Raw genomic sequence first — 21,039 nt, forward strand, 5'->3', positions numbered from 1 at the left:
TGTATAAAATTTTGAACAATTAAAAAGGAGTTGTATTCAGACTGAATTTATTAATTCAATCTGATACAGCTCCATTTATTTTATAAATTTATTCTTGTTCTTTTTTTAAGCTAGCTTCAAGTACAGATACTCTTGCTCTTAATTTTTTTAATTCAGAGTTAATTGATGTTAAGTCAAATCTTAAATCATTAATTTTTTCTAATAATCTAGTATAGTTTATATACATTGATATACCTCCTTTTAAAATAAGTTATTAAATATAAAATAAGTAAATTTATTTTATAATCAGCTTTCCTTGGACCTTACCATTAACTAAAATACTCACTTTATTTCTATTAAGGAATAGTTGAAAATCAACAGGTGTAGTTATATTTAAAAATACAGTTCTAAATAACACTTCAACTAGTGATATTCTTTTCCAAGTTATATTTTCTGAATGATTTAGTAAGCAAAGTTTTTCTTCTAAAGTTAACTCTTCTTCATTTTTTTCAAGAAAGAAATAATATTCATTTACTATAAAAGAAAAATGTTTTCTAGGTAGTTTTAAAACAAATGTCTTGTTAGTATCTTTATGTACTAATAAATAAAATCGCTTCATGATGTTAAAACTTCATCACCTCCTTCAACTTTAAAAATTGAATTCTTGATGGATACCTTAGTTTATTTTCTAATTTACCTATAGTAACTGGACTTATTTTGCATTGAGCTGCTAATTCTTTTTGAGAAAGATTTAAAGATAGCCTATTATTTAAAATAATTTGGGGATAATCTTTAATAAGAACAAATTCATAATACTCATCACAAAGATATTTAAAATCAATATTTAGTAATGAGCAGAAGTTCTTAAAATCTTTAGGTTTTAAAAAGCCACAATCAAAATCAAGATTTTTAGTACTTTCTATTAAAGCTTTAGTTGAGTGATAAAACTGTTCAAAGCTAATACCACGACTAATGACTTTATCCATGTAAGCGTCATAAATCCTAAGTTTTTTAAGCTCATCAAATAAGTTAAAATCAAGGTGTCCAAGCATTGCAATTTGGTAAGGAGAGCAGATGTTATATTAAGAGAAATAGAAAAATATCTACCACAGATGTATAAGTCATTAATGAATATATATCAGCATTTAGGAGAAGAAGATGAAGAGAAAGTAACTATTGAAGAGTACGAAAAAATAGATGGCATTTCTATAGATTTTGGAGTAATGCAAAGAACTAGAAAGGCCTATGTAATAAAAGGAACTTTTAAGTGGGATGATATTGGAAGTTTCAGTGCTTTAAGTAGGTATTTAAGCGAATATAGAAACAATAAGATAAGCAATAATGTTTATATTCAGGATTGTGAAAATTGCTCCATATTTGGTGGAAATGAAAAACTTATTATTGGGTTTGGAGTTAAAGACTTGGTTGTTGTTGATGCAGGAGATGTCATCCTGGTTATGGATAAAGACAAGGATCAAGAAATTAAGCATTTGCTTAATGATATTAATGATAGTCCTGAATTTGGAGCGTTTATTTAATGTTAAGTTAAAAGTGATAAATTGAGTTTTAATAGTAAATTCAATTTATCACTTTTTTATTTGGATAAAAATACATATAAATATTGCAGAAAATATCTTTAAAAGATAATATTTAAATATAAAGTTTATAATAGGGGGAAAAATTAAAGTATAATTAGGTAAAATTTTAAGATATAAATATAAATAAAACCAATGAAAGGTGATTTTATGAGTTGCATATTTAAGATTAAAGAAGGGTTTAATAGTTTTACAAATACTGAAAAGAAATTAGCTGAGTATATTCTTGAAAATAAAGATGAGGTTATAGGTTTATCAGCTCAGGATTTATCTGATAAAGCTGACATTTCACCGGCAGCAGTGGTTAGGTTTTCAAAAACTCTTGGATATAAGGGTTTTACTGCATTAAAGGTAGATTTGGCAAAAGATAGAGATGAAAAAGAAAATGATACTAGTGTAATTATAAATGAAGACGATACTATAAAGGATATAATGAGGAAAGTTAAGGTTTCTAATATATCAAGTATTGAAGAAACTATGGAATTAATGAATATTGATACTATAAAAAATGCTATAGAAGCTATGACTAAAGCTAAAAGAATTTATTTATTTGGAATAGGTGCTTCAGGATTAGTTGCAATGGATTTACAACAAAAGCTTCTTAGAATAAATAAAAGTACTTTATATCAAATGGATCCACATACTCAAATATCATCAGCTGTACATATTGAAAAGGGCGATATAGCAATAGGAATAAGTTATAGTGGAGAAACAAAAGAGGTTAATCTTCCTTTAAGATTGGCAAAAGAAAATGGAGCAGAAACTATAGCTATTACTAGATATAATAAAAATTCACTATCTAAAATTGCAGATTATACTATATACTTACCAAATTATGAAAAAGAATTAAGAGTTGGTGCTATAACTTCAAGAATAGATGCATTAACAATAATTGATATATTATATTTAGGTATTGCTAAAAATGATTTTGGTAAAACTAAAGAATATATTAAAACAACAAGAGATATTGTACATAGTATTAAGTAATTTAAGGTTAAAAAATATATAAATATATGAACAAGCTGAATATATTATAGAAAAATCTATATCTACGTTTTCTATATAATTAAATAAAAAAGTATACCAGAAGTTGAAATAAAGATTCTTAAAAAAATACGAATAAAGAGAAAGAACCTATATCAAAATTTAAATAAGTATTTTGATATAGGATTTTTTCTATTTATATAGCTATTTCCTCATTATTATTTCCTTGGTTTAATAATTTTGAAGATGTAACTTTTATACCAATAGCACCAATTGGAGCAGTTACTAAAACACTTAGGATAGCAATAGCTTGCATTATTTCTCCGCCAACAACTCCCATTTGAAGAGGTATTCCAGCTTTTGCTGATTGGACAGTTGCTTTAGGTAAATATGCAATTACACAAAAAACTCTTTCTTTAAATGATAAATCAGTACCTATTAATGAAATAACTACACCTATAGAACGTACAGTTAAAGATATAATAAGCATTCCTATACCAATCCACAGGTATTCACCAACAAGACTTGGATTAATGGCCATACCTACAAAGGTAAATAAATATAACTTTCCATACTTCCAAACAACATTAATTCCATCTTGAATTTTTTTAGCGAGATCATCTAAATAAGTTCTTAAGAAAAATCCATAAATCATTATAGTTAATAATGAATTAAACATTTTTAAATGAAAATTATTTTCTACAAATCTAATTAATAAACATATAAATAAAGAAAAAACAACTCTAAATCCATTAATATTTATAGACTTTAAAATACTCTTAGTCAAAAGGGAAAGAAGCCATCCAATAGCAATACTTATAAGTATAGTAAGAGGAATTGATATAAGTTCTTTAGAAATAGATACTGATTTTCCACTTACACCAGACATATAAATACCTAAAAATGTTGTAAATAAGGTAATTGCAACTGTATCATCTGCAGAAGCACCTACTAAAAGCATTTGTGGTATTGCCTTATCTTGTCCAATTTTTCTTCTTATTAAATCAACCATTGAAGGAACTAAAACAGCTGGACTTACAGCTGCAATTATAAAGCCTAAAATAGCTCCTTGTACAAAGGTGAATTTTAAAAATATCATAGATAAAAGAGCAATAGTTAATCCTTCTAAGGTGGCAGGAATAATACTTAATAAAACAGCAGGTCTGCCTATTTGTTTCATTTGATTTAGGCTTATTCCTAGTCCTCCTATAAATAATACTGTTACGAGTGCAACATCTTTAATATAGGGTGCTATATCTAATGTTATTTTTGGAATAACATTTAAAAATGAAGGGCCTATAAACATACCTAGTAAAATCATTCCGATAAGGGATGGAAGTTTTATAAATTCTACTAGCTTTCCTGCATAATTTGCTAAAAGCCCAATTAAAAATAGACTTAAAATGATTAAAAAAACTTTCGTTAACATACTAATTCTCCTTAAAGTTGTATTTAAATTTGATGAAGAACTGAATTTTATATTTCAGTTATAAATAAAAAAAGCTAATGATTTCTACAACAAAAAAAGTTGTAGAAGTCATTAGCTATAATAAGCGGTTTTGATAATTATCAAGGGAGAACTTCATTCCCTACGTTTTTTGATTATATCATAAGCAAATATATATTTCAATAAAACTAATATTGGAATGATATTAGTTTTAAAACCATTATGTTTATAGGTATTATTTTTTTGTTTAGGGGAACTTAATAAGTAAGAGGGTAAAGGAGTGAAGCAAATGAAAAGTACTAAAATAATTAAGTTAGCTTTAATATCTATATTAATAGGTGGAATTTCAGGATTATTCATAGGTATATTTTTAATACTATTAGAAAAAGCTGTTGATTTAAATTTAAAATATTATTGGTTAATATTTATTTTACCTTTATCAGGAGTTTTTATGACTTATCTTTATACAAAGTTTGGTGATAATTCTCAAAAGGGAAATAATTTAATAATAGAAGATATAAATGGTAGTAAAGAAGAAATAAAATTTATTATGGCTCCTTTAGTTTTTTTAGGGACTATATTAACTCATCTTTTTGGTGGATCAGTAGGTAGAGAGGGTTCAGGAGTGCAAATAGGGGGAACAGTAGGAAGTTCTTTAGCTAGAAGTTTTAAAAGTACAGTAGATGAAAAGAAAATTTTGTTAATAAGTGGTGTTGCGGCAGGATTTTCATCAGTTTATGGGACACCTATTACAGCAACAATATTTGCTTTAGAAATAGCTAATATAGGTAGTCTAAGTTATAACTCCATGGTTCCAGCGATAATAGCTTCTATTACTGGGAATGCCGTTGTTAAGTTATTAGGAGTAAAGCATAGTCATTATAAAATACCACCAGTTGAAGCTTTTACATTAATAATGGTATTAAAAGTAATTGCAATGGCAATTTGTTTTGGGTTAGCAAGCAGATTATTTGTATATATGACTCATTGGTTTAAAAAGGTATTAGGAAAGTACTGCAAAAATTCTTATTTAAAGATATTTATAGGTGGAACCTTAATGGTAATAGCAACATTAATTTTAGGAAATAGATTATATAATAATTTAAGCCTTGGATTATTAAGTGATGCATTTGAGGGTAATGTTCCTTATTTGGCATTCATAATAAAACTTATATTAACAACTCTTTGTTTGGGAGCTGGATATCAGGGTGGAGAAGTTACGCCTTTATTTGTTATTGGAGCTACTCTTGGAGCAACTTTATCACATATATTTGGAGTTCCATTTGCATTTGCAGCAGCATTAGGGTTTGTTGGAGTTTTTTCTGGTGCAACTAATGCACCTATAGCCTGTTTTATGATGTATGTGGAGCTTTTTGGAGCTAATGATATAGTTTTTGCAATGATGGTTTGTATAATAGCGGTTTTTGTATCAGGGCATAAAGGAATTTATACATCACAATTATGGAATGAATAAAATACAAACAAAAATTAATATTGACATATATAACGTTCGTGATATAATACGTATGTAAGATAAAAAAACTCGTATATAATCGGTAATATGGTCCGAATGTTTCTACCTACTAACCTTAAATTAGTAGACTACGGGGAGTTGCAGAGTTAATAAGATTTTAATTTATAGCAACGCCTCAATTTATTTTGAGACGTTGTTTTTTTTAGGACACAATTTACATTAGAGGTATGTTGCATAAAATATTCACCAAAATTTAGTAACAGCCGATTAGATATAAAAGGGAAGTTTATAGTTATTAGAAGTACTAATACAAAGATGAGAGGAAGATAACCTAATGAAATGTGAAAAGAATTATGAAACGGATATTAATTTAACTTATGGGGTTGATGATAATCCAAGCTTACCAAAGAAAATTTTATTTGGAATTCAGCATATATTTGCAGCATTTGGTGGAATAATAGTAGTTCCATTAGTAATAGCAAGTGCACTTGGATTAGATGCAACAACTACTACGGCGTTAATAAGTGCAACAATTTTAGCATCTGGAATAGCAACTATAATACAAGCTAAGGGAATTGGAAAAGTAGGATCAAGAGTTGCTTGTATAATGGGAACAGACTTTACGTTTGTATCTCCATCGATTTCAGTAGGATCAGTTCTTGGGTTACCAGGAATAATTGGTGCAACTATCCTAGGCGCATTTTTAGAAATTATATTAAGTTTCTTTATAAAACCATTAATGAAGTTATTTCCACCATTAGTAACAGGTACAGTTGTATGCTTAATTGGATTAACTTTATTACCAGTAGCTATAGATTGGGCCGCAGGAGGCGTAGGAGCTTCAGATTATGGTAGCTTAAGAAATATAGGAATAGCAGGATTTGTATTAGTAATAACACTTATATTAAATAGATATGGAAAAGGTATAATAAGTAGTGCTTCTATACTTATAGGAATGATTGTTGGATATATTATTTGTATTCCGTTAGGAATGGTTGATTTTAATGCTGTTAAAGAAGCAAGCTGGATTTCAATTCCTAAGATATTTGAGTATGGAGTAACTTTTGATTTTAAAGCATTATTAGCATTTTTACCAGCTTATTTTGTAACTACAATTGAAACAGTTGGATGCTTAAAGGCAGTTGGAGAAAGTTCTAATATAGATATGAAAGAGGAACAAGTTGGTGCAGGTGTTTTAGCAGATGGTGTAGGTAGTATAATTGGTGGAGTAGTTGGTTCATTCCCTAATACATCATTTAGCCAAAATGTTGGAGTTATATCATTAACTAAGGTTGCTAGTAAATATGTAGCTGTTATGGCTGGTATAATATTAGTTGTACTTGGATTTTTACCTAAGGTTGCAGCATTAGTAACTCAAATACCACAACCTGTTTTAGGGGGCGTTGGAATAGTTATGTTTGGTACAGTGGCAGCTGCTGGTATAAAGACTTTAAGTAAGGTTAAACTTACAGAGCGTAGTTTATTAATAATTGCTACATCTATTGGATTAGGCTTAGGAGTAACATTTAGACCAGACTTTATTGCTCAGTTACCAGAAGGAATCAAGATGGTATTTTCATCAGGAATTTCTATTGGAACTATAGTAGCTTTAGTACTAAATTTAGTTTTAAAAGAGGATAAAGTTACAAGTGAAAAAATGGATAATGTAGTAACAGCATAAGATAATATCAATCTCAGTAATCTAAAATTTTGATTACTGAGATTTTTTTATTTAATTTAAAGTTAGGTAACACTATTATGTATAGAGAAAATAAATTTGTGATATAGTTACAAAATAAATTTACTAAGAAGTATATACTTACTAAGTAGCATAGATAAAAATATTATTACAGTAGATAATTCAAGAGAAAGTGGATATAAAAGTACTAATGCATACTATGATAAAAATGATGGAGAAATAGCTAAAAAATTTAAAGAACCTATTAATTATGGGAATATTTTTGTGCTTTCAATACCAGTTGGAAGTTTTATAGGCTATTTATTATTAAGAAATAAAAGGATAAAAAGAAAAGAAGATGAGCAAAATGAAAATTGTAAATTAGGAAGAAACAATCCATTTATAAATACGTATTTAATACCATTCATTGGTGGATTATTTGGAGCTTTTACCTTTTCTATTTCATATGGATATTTTAAAGAATTGGGTTATTCAACAGTTTAAATTATGGAAAAATAACTTTATTTAATATAAGTGATAAATATCCAGCTGTATTTAATGTTGGATATATTGGACTATTAATTTTAGGTGTATTATTTATGTTAGGAGCATATTTATTACCTAAAAAATATTAAGTGAATAATTATATTTATAAATGTGATATAAAATTGTTTAAATACAAGTTTATATCACATTTTTTATTAAGAAAAACAAATGAATACAGCTTATATATGATGGAAAGAATATAAATAATGAAAATTAATAACTAAAACTATTGAAAGAGAGAAGAAAATGATAGAAATTTTAAAAAAGATAGATAATACGATTTTTAGATGGATAAATGTGAAATTTAGAAACAAGACTTTTGATAAGATAATGCCAATTATAACTTCAGCAGGGAACTTAGGGATTGTATGGATAATAATATCTGTTTTGCTAATGACAAAACAAGATTATAGAGTATTAGGACAAATGATACTTATGGCACTTATAATTACAACTATTTTAGGTGAAGGAATAATAAAACATATTGTAAAGAGAAAACGACCATTTTACGGTGATAGTGATAAAGAACTTTTAATATCAAGGCCAATTACCTATTCATTTCCATCAGGACATACTGCATCATCTTTTGCTGTGGCTGCTGTTTTTATAGAGACTGATAATGCAGCTTCTTTAGAAATAATATTATTGGCAAGCTTAATTGCTTTCTCTAGGATTTATTTAGGTGTACATTATCCTTCAGATGTTATTGGAGGCGGAATAATAGGTTTTTTATGTGGATTATTAACTGTAATGTTATTTTTAGGAAAACTTTATTAGATATAAACAATTTATTTAAAGGAGATTGAAGGTATGACTAATATAAATGATATACTTCAATATATGAGTAAATACGGATATTTATTTTTGGGTATTATAGTTTTTTTAGAATATCTAAATTTGCCAGGCTTACCTGCAGGATTAATAATGCCAGCTGCAGGTATATTAGTTAAAGCCGATGGATTAAATTTTATATATACCCTTATAATATCAGTTATTGCTGGACTTTTAGGAAGTTTTGTTTTATATGCTTTAGGGCATTATTGTGGAAAACCTATTTTAAACAAATGGGAAAACAAGTTTCCTAAATCCAAAAGGGCTATAGACAAAATTTTTATGTATATAGATAAATATGGGAATATGGGTATTCTTATATCTAGGATTATTCCTGTTGCTAGAACATTAATATCATTAGTGGCAGGTACATTTAATGTTAAGCTTATACAATTTACTCTGTATTCAGCTATAGGTATTACTATATGGAATTTTGTATTTATATATGCAGGATATGCTTTTGGATATTTATTTTTAAAATAAAATATTTTTAAAATTATATATGAAATAGAAGTTTTTTGTGTTAAAATTGTAATAAATTAACAAAAGTTTAATAGTATAATGAAAGATGCAGAAATAAAAAGGGGTAATTCGTTAACGACTTAATGTTAATGGTATGGGAGGATAGTATGAACTTTAAAGTGCTAAATGGGGATATTAATTTTCCAGATGAATTTATTAAGCTAAATGAGATAAGAGCAGAATTTTTACAAGAAGCTTTTAATTCAGTTCCAACATTCACTGAAGAATGTACAAAAAGGTTTAATAGTATTGAACAATTATTAAAAGATGGAGAAAGCTTTGGATATGAATATTTAGAAAGGTATATTTCTAAAGGAATAAAAATTATTAATGAGTTTGGAATAACTGAAATTGATAATAATACATTTAATAAAAAATATTATCTAAATAGTTATTGTACATGGGAAAATACTTTAGAGGAAATAAAGAGTAATAATAAAGAAGAGAATAATTCAGGTGATGTAATATATGCTAAGTTAAATATTAACTCTGAACTAATAAAAAAACCTTTTAAATTTAAGGAAAAAGATATAGTTTTAGATAGTGAAAAAATTAAGAATGGTATTTCTTTAGCAATAATAAATAAGTTAATTAATTCTATGATTGAAAGTATATTTAATATTAATTTTGCAGTAATAGATGTTTTGAATGAAAATAATGTAGACAAGGTATCAGCATATAATAGTGTTGAGGATATAAGTGAATCTAATAAGCTAATTAAAAATTTATTAGAAAATAAGATTTCAAAAGAAGAAGAATTAAATACAATAAAAGAAATAATAAAATTAAATCCATATAATGAAAATATATATAAAGCTTTATTATATAAATATGGAGACAAAGATAATCAATTAGAAGACTTATGTGATTTTTTAGGATATAATAATATTCGTGAATATAAAAATAACCTGTTAGATGAGTATTATAGGAGTTTATCAGTTAAGACTAAGGATGATGTAAGTAGAGCAAAAGAACGTATTGCGTTATTTGCAAATAAGCTTAGTATTAATGAGTATTCTAAATATATAGACGAGCTTAACAAAATAGTTAAAGATCAGGTTAGTTTAGATGATTCAATAAAGAATAAAGAAATAGAAAGAACTGTTGAGATGGCAACTGTAGAAGTTAATGAAAAAACTATAAATGATAAAAAGAACAAGAAAATTTTGATATCAGCAGGAATAGTAGTCGCTAGCTTATTAGCAATATATTTAATAATGGCTGCATATTTTAATAGTCACTTCTTTTTCAGAACATATATAAATGGGGTTAATGTTACTGGAAAGAGTGATAAGTCAGCTCAAGAGTTGATGGCTCAAAAAGCAAGTGATTATGTATTAACTATTAGTGAGAGAAATGATAATACTGAAGAGTTAAAAGGAACAGATATTAGTTTAAATTATGATTTTTCTAATGGAATAGATGAGTTATTAGAAAAACAAAATCCTTTTTCATGGATTAAGTATATGTTTAAAAACAATGAATATACAATCACTGATGGAATCTCTTATGATGATGTATTATTAAAGCAAGTATTAGGTAATCTTCAATGTCTAAATGAAGAAAATATGAAAGACCCTGTAAATGCATATATTAATTATACTGATAATGGATATGAAATTGTAAAGGAAGATAAAGGGAATAAAGTAAAATATGATGAGTTTTATTCAAAGGTTTTAACTCATATTCAAAATATTAATAATGTTTTAGATTTAGATAAAGAGGGATGTTATGAAGATCCTAAATATAATAGTGAAACAGATGTAGTAGTTAAAGCTAAAAATACTGCTGATAAATATATACAGGCAAAAATTATTTATAATACCTCAGGTGATCAAATTGTAATAGATTCTAGCTTGATAAATACATGGATTAATATAGATGGGGATTTTAATGTAACATTAAATGAAGATGCTATTAGAGAATATATAAATAGTTTAGGAAGTAATTATGATTATTTAGGTAGTTATAGAGATTTCACTAGATGGTCTGGAGAAGCTATAAAAGTTAGTACAACACCAGGAATATATTATATAGATAGGGACGCAACTGTTAATGAGATAGTTGAAGCTATAAATAATGGCAAAGAAATAACAAAGGACTTAACATTTAAAACACCAAATGCAACTGATGATTATATAATAAATACTTTTGTTGAGGTAGATTTAAGTAATCAAACAGTTGTTTATTATAAAAATGGTGAATTAATTACTCAAGGAAATATAGTTACTGGAAATGTAAGTCAAGGAAATGGAACTCCTTCAGGTGTATATAGATTAGACTGGAAGGCTAAAGACTTTGTATTAAGAGGAGATGGATATGCATCACCAGTAAGTTTCTGGATGCCGTTTAATGGTGGAATAGGTCTTCATGATGCAAGTTGGAGAAGTAGTTTTGGAGGGTCTATTTATAAAACAAATGGATCTCATGGATGTGTTAATATGCCATATAGTGTAGCTGAAGCTATTTATAACAATATAGAAGATAAAACTACTATAATTTGTAGGTATTAATTATAACTTCGTAATACTTTTATTTGAAAGTATTACGAAGTTTTTTTATTAATATCAGGAATAATAAAAGTTGAATATAAATACAAATAAAATATATATTTACAAGAACAATGTTCATGGTATAATACCAATAAGTGAATTTGTAAAAATCTCGTATAAAATCGGTAATTGGTCCGAAAGTTTCTACCTACTGACCGTAAAACAGTAGACTACGAGGCGTTGAATTTATGTTTTCATATGTATAAGCATAAATATAAGTATTATCAACACCTCAATTTATTTGAGGTGTTGATTTTTTTTAAATAAAAAATGTTGTTGAGGAGAGAAGAGATAATGGATATTTTAAAGGAACGTATATTACAAGAGGGAAGAGCATTAAGTGAGACAGTATTAAAAGTTGATTCTTTTTTAAATCATGGAGTAGATGCAAGATTAATGTATGAAATAGGGACTTGTTTTAAGGAATATTATAAGAATCATGGAATAACTAAAATATTTACAATTGAAAGTTCAGGAATTGCACCTACAGTAATGACAGCAATGCAAATGGAGCTTCCAATGGTTACGTTAAAGAAACAAAGCTCTAAAATTTTAAATGGAGATGTATATCAAACAACAGTACATTCATTTACAAAGGGTTCTGATTATGAATTAACATTATCAAAAAATTATATTTCACCAGAAGACAATGTATTAATAATAGATGATTTCCTAGCAAATGGAGAAGCTGCATTAGGAGCTATAAGACTAGTTGAAGAAGCAGGAGCTAAGGTTGCAGGGGTAGGAATAGTAATAGAAAAATCATTCCAACCAGGAAGAGGAGTTTTAGATAAAAAAGGATATGATGTTTATTCTTTAGCTAGAATTGGGAAGTTAGGAAAAGGGATTATAGAATTTATTTAATTGACAAATTTAAATTATAGGCATAGTATATTAGTAGATAAAAATTAAATAATTTGTTAGGTGAGGCTCCTATAAGGAAAGATGCTGCTGCCCAGAAAAATCTAGAGATTCCAATGGGTTAACAGGAATCATCGCTAAGGTGATTTTTAATGTAGCTGACTATTATTTATCATAGTCTACGCTTTATAGTGCTAAAGCTCTACAATTTAAGAAGTGAGATTTAACAAGACTTTTTGTTTGTAGGGACAAAGAGTCTTTTTTTTGTGTAAATAGGAGGTGGTATTTAATGGACTCATATCCGAGTAAAAGTTTAATTATTGGAAAAATTAAATATATGATATATGGGAATTTAGCTGTTAATACCACTAATTTTAAAAGTGAATTTTTTAGTGTTTTGACTTCTATTTATTATTTATAATTTTAGCATGCTTTTTCCTATATATAAAAGGTAGGAGGAATAGCTATGAAGTTAAATATGAATAAAGAAGAGTTAAGAAAATTTTTATTGCATGCCCCACAAGTAAGTATAATCAAATATTATGAGAATATTCATCCAGTTGATATTCTTGATATATTACGTGAGTGTCCAGAGGATAAAAGTGATATTTTATGTAGATTACCAGAGGAATTAATTGCAGATATAATCGATGAGGCTGAAGATGAAGAAAAGTATGATATATTAATGGAGTTCTCTGAAAATAAACAAAAAAATATTATAGAAGAAATGTCATCAGATGAATTAACAGATTTACTTGGTATGTTAGATGAAGAACAATCTAATAAAATATTAGAAAAAATGACAGATGAAGATGCTAGAAAGGTTAGACAATTATTAAGTTATGATCCTGATACTGCTGCTGGTATAATGGCTACAGAGTTTGTTGCACTTAAAGAAAATATGACTGTGGAACAAACATTAAGGTATTTGCAAAAATATGGTGATGAAAATGAAAATATAAATGACTTATATGTTGTAGATAATTTTGATAAACTTAAAGGAGTAGTATCCTTAAAGGAATTGGTAACAACTAGTTTTGAAACTAGAATTTCAGAAGTAGCTCATACTAAAGTTGAAGGAATATTATTTAGCACAGATCAAGAAGAGGTTGGACATAGATTTGAAAAGTATGGATATTTAACTATGCCAGTAATTGATAATTCAAATAGATTACTTGGTGTTGTAACTGTTGATGATGCTATGCAAATATTAAGAGATGAAACTACTGAAGATATTCATCGTTTAGGTGGAATTGATGAAGGTGAAAAAGTTGATGGAAAGCTTACTGAATCAGTAAAGAGTAGATTACCTTGGTTAATAGTAAATTTATTTACAGCAATTTTGGCATCAGCAGTTGTTGGAGCTTTTGAGGGAACCATTGAGGCTGTTGTTTCATTAGCTACATTTATGCCTATTGTTACAGGAATGGGTGGAAATGCAGGAACACAAACTTTAACTATTATAGTAAGAGGATTAGCATTAGGAGAATTAAACTTTAAAAATATGAAAAAAGTATTTTTAAAAGAGGTTGGAGTTGGATTATTAACAGGAATAGCTATAGGCCTTATAATTGGTGTCTTAGGATTCTTATGGGAAAGAAACTTTATATTTGGAATAATAATAGGCGTAGCTATGATTTTAAATATGGTAGTAGCTACAATTACAGGGTATTTAGTACCAATAATATTAAAGAAATTTAAAGTTGATCCAGCTTTAGCATCATCTATATTTGTAACAACATTTACTGATGTATTAGGATTTTTCTTCTTCCTAGGATTAGCAACACTTTTAATACAATATCTTATATAAAATTAATAAATCATATTTTAAAGTCGGTAAAAACCGGCTTTTTATTTTGGAATATAATAAATAAAAAACGCATCGGGCGCTATAACGATGCGTTTTAATTATGAAAAATGCAATATACAACAATTATTATTGCATAAAACTATAAATTTTATTAAATCTATTTAAGTTTTCTTTTAAAATTATTTCATGTTTAACATTAATAAATCTTTCTACAAGGCAACAAGCAAAGTTTTTATCTGCTGTATGAATTACTCCATTAATTTCAACTAGTGGACGATTATATTTATCGAAGCCTTTTAAAGATACAGAAAATCCATTGTTTTGTAAATATTTTAGTACTTTTCCTAAAAATTCATCAGTATCAGTTATATTCTTATCACTTATATACACATCAAAGCAATCGTTATTATGTTTATAAATACCCTCCATATTAACCCCTCACTTATAAATTTAATTAATAGATTTTAATATATATATATATTTCGATAAAAATTAAATAATTCCTTTAAACGTTTACAAAAAATTTAAATTTATTTAAATAAACTCAAAAACAGGAGCACTAGCAGACTACCCCTGTTTCAAACCTATTTTTGCCTGGTAGGTTTATGAATTAATTATACCATAAAAATACAAATAGTTAAATACAATATATTCATAATTTTGAGAAAAATATAATTTTTATGAAGTATTACATTTATAAAAAATAATTTGAAAATATTGTAGTAAATAATTGACAAATTTATTTTTCTGGAATATAATAACTTCTATAAAACAAAATATCTCTATTAAAGGGGAGTAGTATAAAATATAGCATCAACAATCGCGGGTTATGCCTGGTGTTATATACCATTTTGGTTACGAGACTTTTAATATAATCCTTAAGTTATTTTACTTAAGTTTGAGGATTATATTAAGGGTCTCTTTTTTATTAATAAATAAAAAAGTTTCCAAATTTATTATTAAATTAAGGAGGATTTTATGAAAAAGTATTTTTGTAAAACTGCAGAAGATACATTAAAGGAGTTTAATGTATCAAAAGAAGGATTAAGTAATGAACAAGCAAAGAAGAATTTAGATTCATATGGGTTTAATGAATTGAATCAAAAAAAGAAAAAAAGTATACTTCAAGTATTCTTCAGTCAATTTAAGGATTTATTAATATTTATTTTAATTGCAGCAGGAATAATTTCTATGCTAAGTAACAATGTAGAAAGTACTATTGTTATATTTACTGTAATAATTTTAAATGCCATATTAGGTACAGTTCAACATTTTAAGGCAGAACAATCTTTAGATTCATTAAAGGATTTATCAGCACCATGTGCAAAGGTAATAAGAAATGGTAAGAAGATAGAAATTCAATCAAGAGATGTGGTTCCAGGTGATATTTTGGTTTTAGAAGCTGGGGATTTAATAATTGCTGATGGTAGGGTAATTGAAAGTTATTCTTTACAAGTAAATGAAAGCTCACTTACAGGAGAATCTTTAAGTGTAGATAAAATAATTGATAAAATAGATAGTGAAGAAGTAGCATTGGGAGACCAAAAAAATATGGTATTCTCTGGTTCGTTAGTAACTTATGGTAGAGCTTTAGTAGCAGTTACAAGTACAGGAATGAAAACTGAAATAGGTAAAATAGCTACTCTTATGGAAGAAACTCAAGAAAAGAAAACTCCACTCCAAGTTAGCTTAGACGATTTTAGTAAAAAACTTGCTATTATAATATTAGCTATATGTGCAATTGTATTTGGATTATCTTTATATAGAAATATGCCAGTCCTTGATTCATTGATGTTTGCTGTTGCTTTAGCAGTTGCTGCTATTCCAGAGGCTTTAAGTTCTATAGTTACTATTGTTTTAGCATTAGGAACTCAAAAGATGGCTAAAGAAAATGCAATAATTAAAAAGCTTAGAGCAGTTGAAGGCTTAGGTTCAGTTTCTATAATATGTTCAGATAAAACAGGTACTTTAACTCAAAATAAAATGACTGTTAGAAAAATATATGTTGATGGTAAATTAATTAATGGTTGTGAAGTTTCATTAAATAATAAGGTTCAAGAATATTTAATTAAAAATTCTATTTTATGTAATGATTCAACATCAATGGATGGAAAAGAAATTGGAGATCCAACAGAAGTTGCATTAGTAAATTTAGGACACGATATTTTAATAAATGAATTAGAATTAAGAAATGAATATAAGAGATTAGCTGAGATTCCATTTGATTCTGATAGAAAACTAATGAGTACATTGCATAAAATTGATAATAAAAATGTAATGTTTACTAAAGGCGCTTTAGATGTTATTTTAGATAGAGTTAAATTTATAATGACTTCAGAGGGTGTTAGAGAATTAACTGATAGTGATAAATCAGAAATATTAGATGTTAATAGAAGGTTATCAGAGTCTGGGTTAAGAGTATTATCATTTGCATATAAAGAATTAGATGAGATTAAAGAATTAACATTAGATGATGAATATAGCTATACTTTTATAGGGTTAATTTCAATGATTGATCCACCAAGAGAAGAAAGTAAACAAGCTGTTGAGGATTGTATAATGGCTGGTATAAAACCAATAATGATTACTGGTGATCACAAGATAACAGCATCAGCAATAGCTAAAGAAATTGGAATACTAAGGGATGGAGATAGGGCAATCGAAGGATTAGAAATAGATAAAATGTCAGATGAGGAACTAAAGGAAAATATCGAACATATATCTGTTTATGCGAGAGTATCTCCAGAGCATAAAATTAGAATAGTAAGAGCATGGCAGGAAAAGGGACAAATAGTTGCTATGACAGGTGATGGTGTAAATGATGCTCCAGCATTAAAGCAAGCAGACATAGGTATAGCAATGGGAATAACAGGTACAGAAGTTTCTAAGGATGCAGCTTCAGTAATTTTAACAGATGATAACTTTGCAACAATAGTAAAATCTGTATCTAATGGTAGGAGTATTTATAGCAATATAAAAAATTCTATAAAATTCTTATTATCAGGTAATACTTCAGGAATAATAGCAGTACTATACTCTTCAATTATGGCATTACCAATGCCTTTTGCAGCAGTACATTTACTATTTATAAATCTTTTAACAGATAGTTTACCTGCTATAGCCATAGGTATGGAAGAATCTAATAGGGATTTATTAAAGGATAAACCAAGAAGTAAAAATGAATCTATTTTAAATAAGAATTTTTTATTTGGATTAGGATTAGAAGGATTATTAATTGGTATGTTTACTATAATTGCTTTTTATGCAGGAAATCCAATGAAAACTCCTTTAACAGCTTCAACTATGGCCTTTGCAACACTTTGTTTAGCTAGATTATTTCATGGGTTTAACTGTAGAGGTAAAGGATCAATATTTAAACTAGGTGTATTTTCTAATAAGTATGTTTGGTATGCTTTTGGAATAGGTTTAGTATTGTTAAATGCTGTTTTATTTGTACCATTTCTTCAAGGATTATTTGAAGTAGAAAACTTAATGTTAAGTCAATATGTGACAATATATATATTAGCATTTATACCAACTTTAATAATTCAATTTATTAAAATTATAAATGAAGTAATAGAAAATAGAAAAGTAAAAAAGAATCCTTCAGGTAAGTTTGAAAATAATTTAAAAAATATAGCATAATTATTTAAAATAATAATCAACCGTCTAGATTAACAATTTATATAAAAATAATCTAGACGGTTTTATTATTAAAAATAAAAAAATATTTGGAAAAATAATGTTGACCAATTTAGTATGATAAGCATATAATAACAATATAACATATGAACAATTATTCATATGTTCACAGAAGAAAAATTTAAATATAATTATAATGATAAATGCAAATGATATTTATAAGAGGAGTGGATAGGATATGGAAAATAATAATGATAATAAAGTAGAAAGATGTGCCTGTAACGTAATACATGGAGATATAGTAGCCAAAGTTAAAGATAGTTTGCCACAAGAAGAAACATTATATGATTTAGCAGAGTTATTTAAAGTTTTTGGAGATAGTACAAGAATAAAAATACTTTGTGCATTATTTGAAGAAGAGATGTGTGTATGTGATTTGTCAGCATTATTGAATGTTAGTCAATCAGCCATATCTCATCAATTAAGAGTTTTAAAATCAGCAAGACTTGTTAGATTTAGGAGAGATGGAAAGATAATCTATTATTCTCTAGATGATGAACATATTAAGCATATATTTGATGAAGGGTTAAAACATATCACTGAATAGATATGACTAAAAAATAAATAGGAGGATAGGTATGGAAATTAAATTAGTTCTAGATGGATTAAATTGTGCTAATTGTGCTAACAAAATAGAAAGTAAGGTCAATAAAATAAACGGAGTTAAAGAAGCAACTGTTAATTTTTCAACATCTATATTAACTGTAGAAGCTCATGAAGAAAATTTGAAGGAAGAAATAATAAAAGAAATAAAATCAATAGTAAAAAAACTAGAGCCACATGTAAATGTTGAGGAAAAGGTAGAAGGCAAAAAAATGAATATCAATCAAGATATATGTAAGAGCAGTTGTTGTTCTACTAGTCATTCATCTCATAATGAAAATTCTTATAGTCATGAACATGGTCATAGTCATGAAATTAAAGAAAATAATGAAAGTGTACTAGGGTATATAAAAGATAATCTAATGTTAATAATAGGAGCTGTTATTTATATTATTGCATTACTTTATAAAGGTAATGAAAATTTACTATCTGTATTATTATTTGTAGCGAGTTATTTAGTTATTGGTGGAGAAGTTATTTGGATTGCAATAAAGAATATTTCTAGAGGGGAAATATTTGATGAAAATTTCTTAATGAGTATTGCCACATTGGGAGCCTTCTTTATTGGTGAATATCCAGAGGCAGTTGCAGTTATGCTATTTTATCAGATAGGAGAAATGTTCCAAGGATATGCTGTAAGTAAATCAAGAAAATCTATATCATCTCTTATGAATATAAGAGCAGATTATGCTAATGTTTTAAGAAATGGTGAAGAGGCAAAAGTAGATCCACAAAATGTATCTATAGATGAGGTTATTATTATTAAACCAGGTGAAAGGATTCCGCTAGATGGTATTGTTTTAGATGGAACAAGCTTTATAGATACTTCTGCGTTAACAGGGGAATCAGTACCACGTGAAATTACAGTTGGTGATGAGATACTATCAGGTGCAATAAATAATAATGGTGTTTTAAAAGTTAAGGTAAATAAGGAATTTGGAGAATCAACTGTTTCTAGAATATTAGAATTAGTTGAAAATGCTTCGAATAAGAAGGCACCAACAGAAAAATTTATAACTAAGTTCTCAAAAGTATATACACCTATAGTTGTTGTAATTGCAATATTAGTTGCAGTAATACCACCGTTAGTTATTTCAGGAGAAACTTTTTCTGTATGGATATATAGAGCATTATCATTACTAGTTGTTTCTTGTCCATGTGCATTGGTAGTTTCAATTCCATTAGGATTCTTTTCAGGAATTGGAGCAGCTTCTAAAAAAGGTATATTAGTTAAAGGAGGAAATTATTTAGAGGCTCTTAAGGATAGTGAAATAGTAGTATTTGATAAAACAGGTACTTTAACAAAGGGTGTATTTAATGTAACTGAAATAAATCCTAAAAATATAAGCAAAGAAGAATTATTAGAAATCACAGCTATGGGTGAGTCACATTCAAATCATCCAATTGCAATTTCAATAGCAAAAGCATATGGAAAAGAAATAAATAAGGAAGAAATAAAAGATTATAAGGAAATTTCAGGTCATGGAATAGAAGTTACTATAAATGATAATGATGTATTACTTGGTAATGTTAAATTAATGAAGGTTAATAATATAGAATTCGATGAAATAGATTCTATAGGGACAATAGTTTATGTTGCTATTAATGGACAGTATAAAGGTAATATAGTTATTTCAGATGAGATAAAAGAAAATGTAGATATAGCATTACGTGAGTTAAAGAATGTTGGAATAAAGAAAACTGTAATGCTTACAGGAGATAATAAGAGAGTTGCAGAAAAAGTAGCAAAATCAATAGGAATTGATGAAGTATATTCAGAGCTTTTACCAGGAGATAAGGTAAGTAAAGTAGAAGAAATATTAGATAAAAATAATCAAAAAGGAAAAGTCCTATTTGTTGGTGATGGAATAAATGATGCTCCTGTTTTAGCAAGAGCTGATATAGGTGTAGCTATGGGAGGTATAGGTTCAGATGCTGCTATAGAAGCAGCTGATGTTGTTTTAATGAAGGATAAAGTTGAAGCAATAGCAGAAGCTATAAGGGTATCAAGAAGAACTAATAAAATACTATGGCAAAATATTATATTTTCATTAGGAGTTAAGATTATAGTAATGATATTAGTTGTATTAGGTTTAACAAATATGTGGGCTGCTGTTTTTGCTGATGTAGGAGTAACATTAATAGCTGTTTTAAATTCAATGAGAATAATTCGATAAATATTGACAAAGAATATTACCTTGATTATAATAAAATAAGTCGAGAACATTTTAGGCGTAAGGGCGTAGCATACAAGATCATTTTGACTCTTGTAGATAGGTCAGATAGTCCATAATATCTGACTTTGCTTCTATAATGAGACTTATGTATAACTGATCTGCTAAGTTATACATAAGTCTCTATTTTTTAAAATAAAAAAAGCAAAAGCTAATCTTTAAAAGAATTTCATATATAAAAATTAATAAAATTAAATAAAATAGTAAAAACTAAATTTGAA

General features: G+C 27.3%; 17 protein-coding genes, 1 pseudogene and 4 riboswitches. Of the genes and pseudogenes, 13 read left to right on the plus strand and 5 right to left on the minus strand.

Annotated features, from left to right (window positions below; translation table 11 throughout):
- Positions 1-88: 88 nt before the first annotated feature.
- Genes HCG76_RS16410 through HCG76_RS16420 form a run of 3 tightly spaced genes read right to left on the minus strand, consistent with a single transcriptional unit; the run spans position 89 to position 965 of the window.
- Positions 89-226 (minus strand): hypothetical protein, encoded by a 138-nt coding sequence (locus HCG76_RS16410; RefSeq protein WP_221701330.1) that lies wholly within the window; start codon positions 224-226, stop codon positions 89-91.
- Between the two features lie 48 nt (positions 227-274).
- Entirely contained in the window at positions 275-598 is a 324-nt protein-coding gene (locus tag HCG76_RS16415; protein WP_221701331.1) for a hypothetical protein, read from the minus strand.
- Between the two features lie 4 nt (positions 599-602).
- Positions 603-965: a helix-turn-helix domain-containing protein gene (locus HCG76_RS16420; RefSeq protein ID WP_221701332.1), complete on the minus strand. Its 363-nt coding sequence runs from the start codon at positions 963-965 to the stop codon at positions 603-605.
- Between the two features lie 81 nt (positions 966-1,046).
- Here HCG76_RS16420 and HCG76_RS16425 point away from each other — a divergent pair.
- Both HCG76_RS16425 and HCG76_RS16430 read left to right on the plus strand, forming a co-directional pair.
- A pseudogene (locus tag HCG76_RS16425) lies at positions 1,047-1,517 on the plus strand (mannose-6-phosphate isomerase); the annotation flags it as partial.
- Between the two features lie 207 nt (positions 1,518-1,724).
- Positions 1,725-2,561 carry a MurR/RpiR family transcriptional regulator gene (locus tag HCG76_RS16430; RefSeq protein ID WP_221701334.1) on the plus strand — a complete coding sequence of 279 codons (837 nt, stop codon included), beginning with the start codon at positions 1,725-1,727 and terminating at the stop codon, positions 2,559-2,561.
- Positions 2,562-2,754: 193 nt separating this feature from the next.
- Here the strand turns inward: HCG76_RS16430 and HCG76_RS16435 are convergent, their stop codons facing one another.
- Positions 2,755-3,987, minus strand: a complete 1,233-nt coding sequence (locus HCG76_RS16435; protein WP_221701335.1) for a cation:proton antiporter domain-containing protein — start codon at positions 3,985-3,987, stop codon at positions 2,755-2,757.
- A gap of 95 nt (positions 3,988-4,082) precedes the next feature.
- A riboswitch (Fluoride riboswitch) is annotated at positions 4,083-4,157 on the minus strand.
- A 137-nt stretch (positions 4,158-4,294) separates the two neighbouring features.
- Here HCG76_RS16435 and HCG76_RS16440 point away from each other — a divergent pair.
- From HCG76_RS16440 to mgtE, 8 genes are all read left to right on the plus strand, one after another.
- A complete protein-coding gene (locus tag HCG76_RS16440; RefSeq protein ID WP_221701336.1) occupies positions 4,295-5,479 on the plus strand; it encodes a chloride channel protein in 1,185 nt (394 codons plus the stop codon).
- A gap of 49 nt (positions 5,480-5,528) precedes the next feature.
- Positions 5,529-5,630, plus strand: a riboswitch (purine riboswitch).
- Positions 5,631-5,813: 183 nt separating this feature from the next.
- Positions 5,814-7,160, plus strand: coding sequence for a uracil-xanthine permease family protein (locus HCG76_RS16445; protein WP_221701337.1), 1,347 nt, complete (start codon positions 5,814-5,816; stop codon positions 7,158-7,160).
- Positions 7,161-7,442: 282 nt separating this feature from the next.
- The gene (locus tag HCG76_RS16450) at positions 7,443-7,661 is read left to right on the plus strand and encodes a hypothetical protein (RefSeq protein ID WP_221701338.1); all 219 of its coding nucleotides are present in this window, start codon (positions 7,443-7,445) and stop codon (positions 7,659-7,661) included.
- A 288-nt stretch (positions 7,662-7,949) separates the two neighbouring features.
- A complete protein-coding gene (locus HCG76_RS16455) occupies positions 7,950-8,480 on the plus strand; it encodes a phosphatase PAP2 family protein (RefSeq protein ID WP_221701339.1) in 531 nt (176 codons plus the stop codon).
- A 33-nt stretch (positions 8,481-8,513) separates the two neighbouring features.
- The gene (locus HCG76_RS16460) at positions 8,514-9,017 is read left to right on the plus strand and encodes a DedA family protein (protein WP_221701340.1); all 504 of its coding nucleotides are present in this window, start codon (positions 8,514-8,516) and stop codon (positions 9,015-9,017) included.
- A gap of 146 nt (positions 9,018-9,163) precedes the next feature.
- Positions 9,164-11,569, plus strand: coding sequence for a L,D-transpeptidase family protein (locus tag HCG76_RS16465; RefSeq protein ID WP_221701341.1), 2,406 nt, complete (start codon positions 9,164-9,166; stop codon positions 11,567-11,569).
- 131 nt (positions 11,570-11,700) lie between these two features.
- Positions 11,701-11,801, plus strand: a riboswitch (purine riboswitch).
- Positions 11,802-11,902: 101 nt separating this feature from the next.
- A complete protein-coding gene (locus tag HCG76_RS16470) occupies positions 11,903-12,472 on the plus strand; it encodes a xanthine phosphoribosyltransferase (RefSeq protein WP_221701342.1) in 570 nt (189 codons plus the stop codon).
- A gap of 45 nt (positions 12,473-12,517) precedes the next feature.
- Positions 12,518-12,685, plus strand: a riboswitch (M-box (ykoK) riboswitch).
- A 250-nt stretch (positions 12,686-12,935) separates the two neighbouring features.
- Complete coding sequence (gene mgtE / locus HCG76_RS16475; RefSeq protein ID WP_221701343.1) at positions 12,936-14,279, plus strand: magnesium transporter; 1,344 nt, start codon at positions 12,936-12,938, stop codon at positions 14,277-14,279.
- A 126-nt stretch (positions 14,280-14,405) separates the two neighbouring features.
- Here the strand turns inward: mgtE and HCG76_RS16480 are convergent, their stop codons facing one another.
- Positions 14,406-14,708, minus strand: a complete 303-nt coding sequence (locus HCG76_RS16480; RefSeq protein WP_221701344.1) for a hypothetical protein — start codon at positions 14,706-14,708, stop codon at positions 14,406-14,408.
- A 549-nt stretch (positions 14,709-15,257) separates the two neighbouring features.
- Between HCG76_RS16480 and HCG76_RS16485 the strand changes: the two genes are divergently transcribed.
- The 3 genes from HCG76_RS16485 to HCG76_RS16495 all read left to right on the plus strand — a co-directional run bounded on the left by HCG76_RS16485 (position 15,258) and on the right by HCG76_RS16495 (position 20,761).
- Positions 15,258-17,924 carry a cation-translocating P-type ATPase gene (locus HCG76_RS16485; RefSeq protein WP_221701345.1) on the plus strand — a complete coding sequence of 889 codons (2,667 nt, stop codon included), beginning with the start codon at positions 15,258-15,260 and terminating at the stop codon, positions 17,922-17,924.
- A 235-nt stretch (positions 17,925-18,159) separates the two neighbouring features.
- Positions 18,160-18,528 (plus strand): ArsR/SmtB family transcription factor, encoded by a 369-nt coding sequence (locus HCG76_RS16490; protein ID WP_221701346.1) that lies wholly within the window; start codon positions 18,160-18,162, stop codon positions 18,526-18,528.
- 31 nt (positions 18,529-18,559) lie between these two features.
- Positions 18,560-20,761 (plus strand): heavy metal translocating P-type ATPase, encoded by a 2,202-nt coding sequence (locus HCG76_RS16495; protein WP_221701347.1) that lies wholly within the window; start codon positions 18,560-18,562, stop codon positions 20,759-20,761.
- Positions 20,762-21,039: the final 278 nt, after the last annotated feature.

Origin of the sequence: Clostridium sp. K13 (genome assembly GCF_019734195.1) — a bacterium.
Taxonomy (GTDB): Bacteria; Bacillota; Clostridia; order Clostridiales; family Clostridiaceae; genus Clostridium.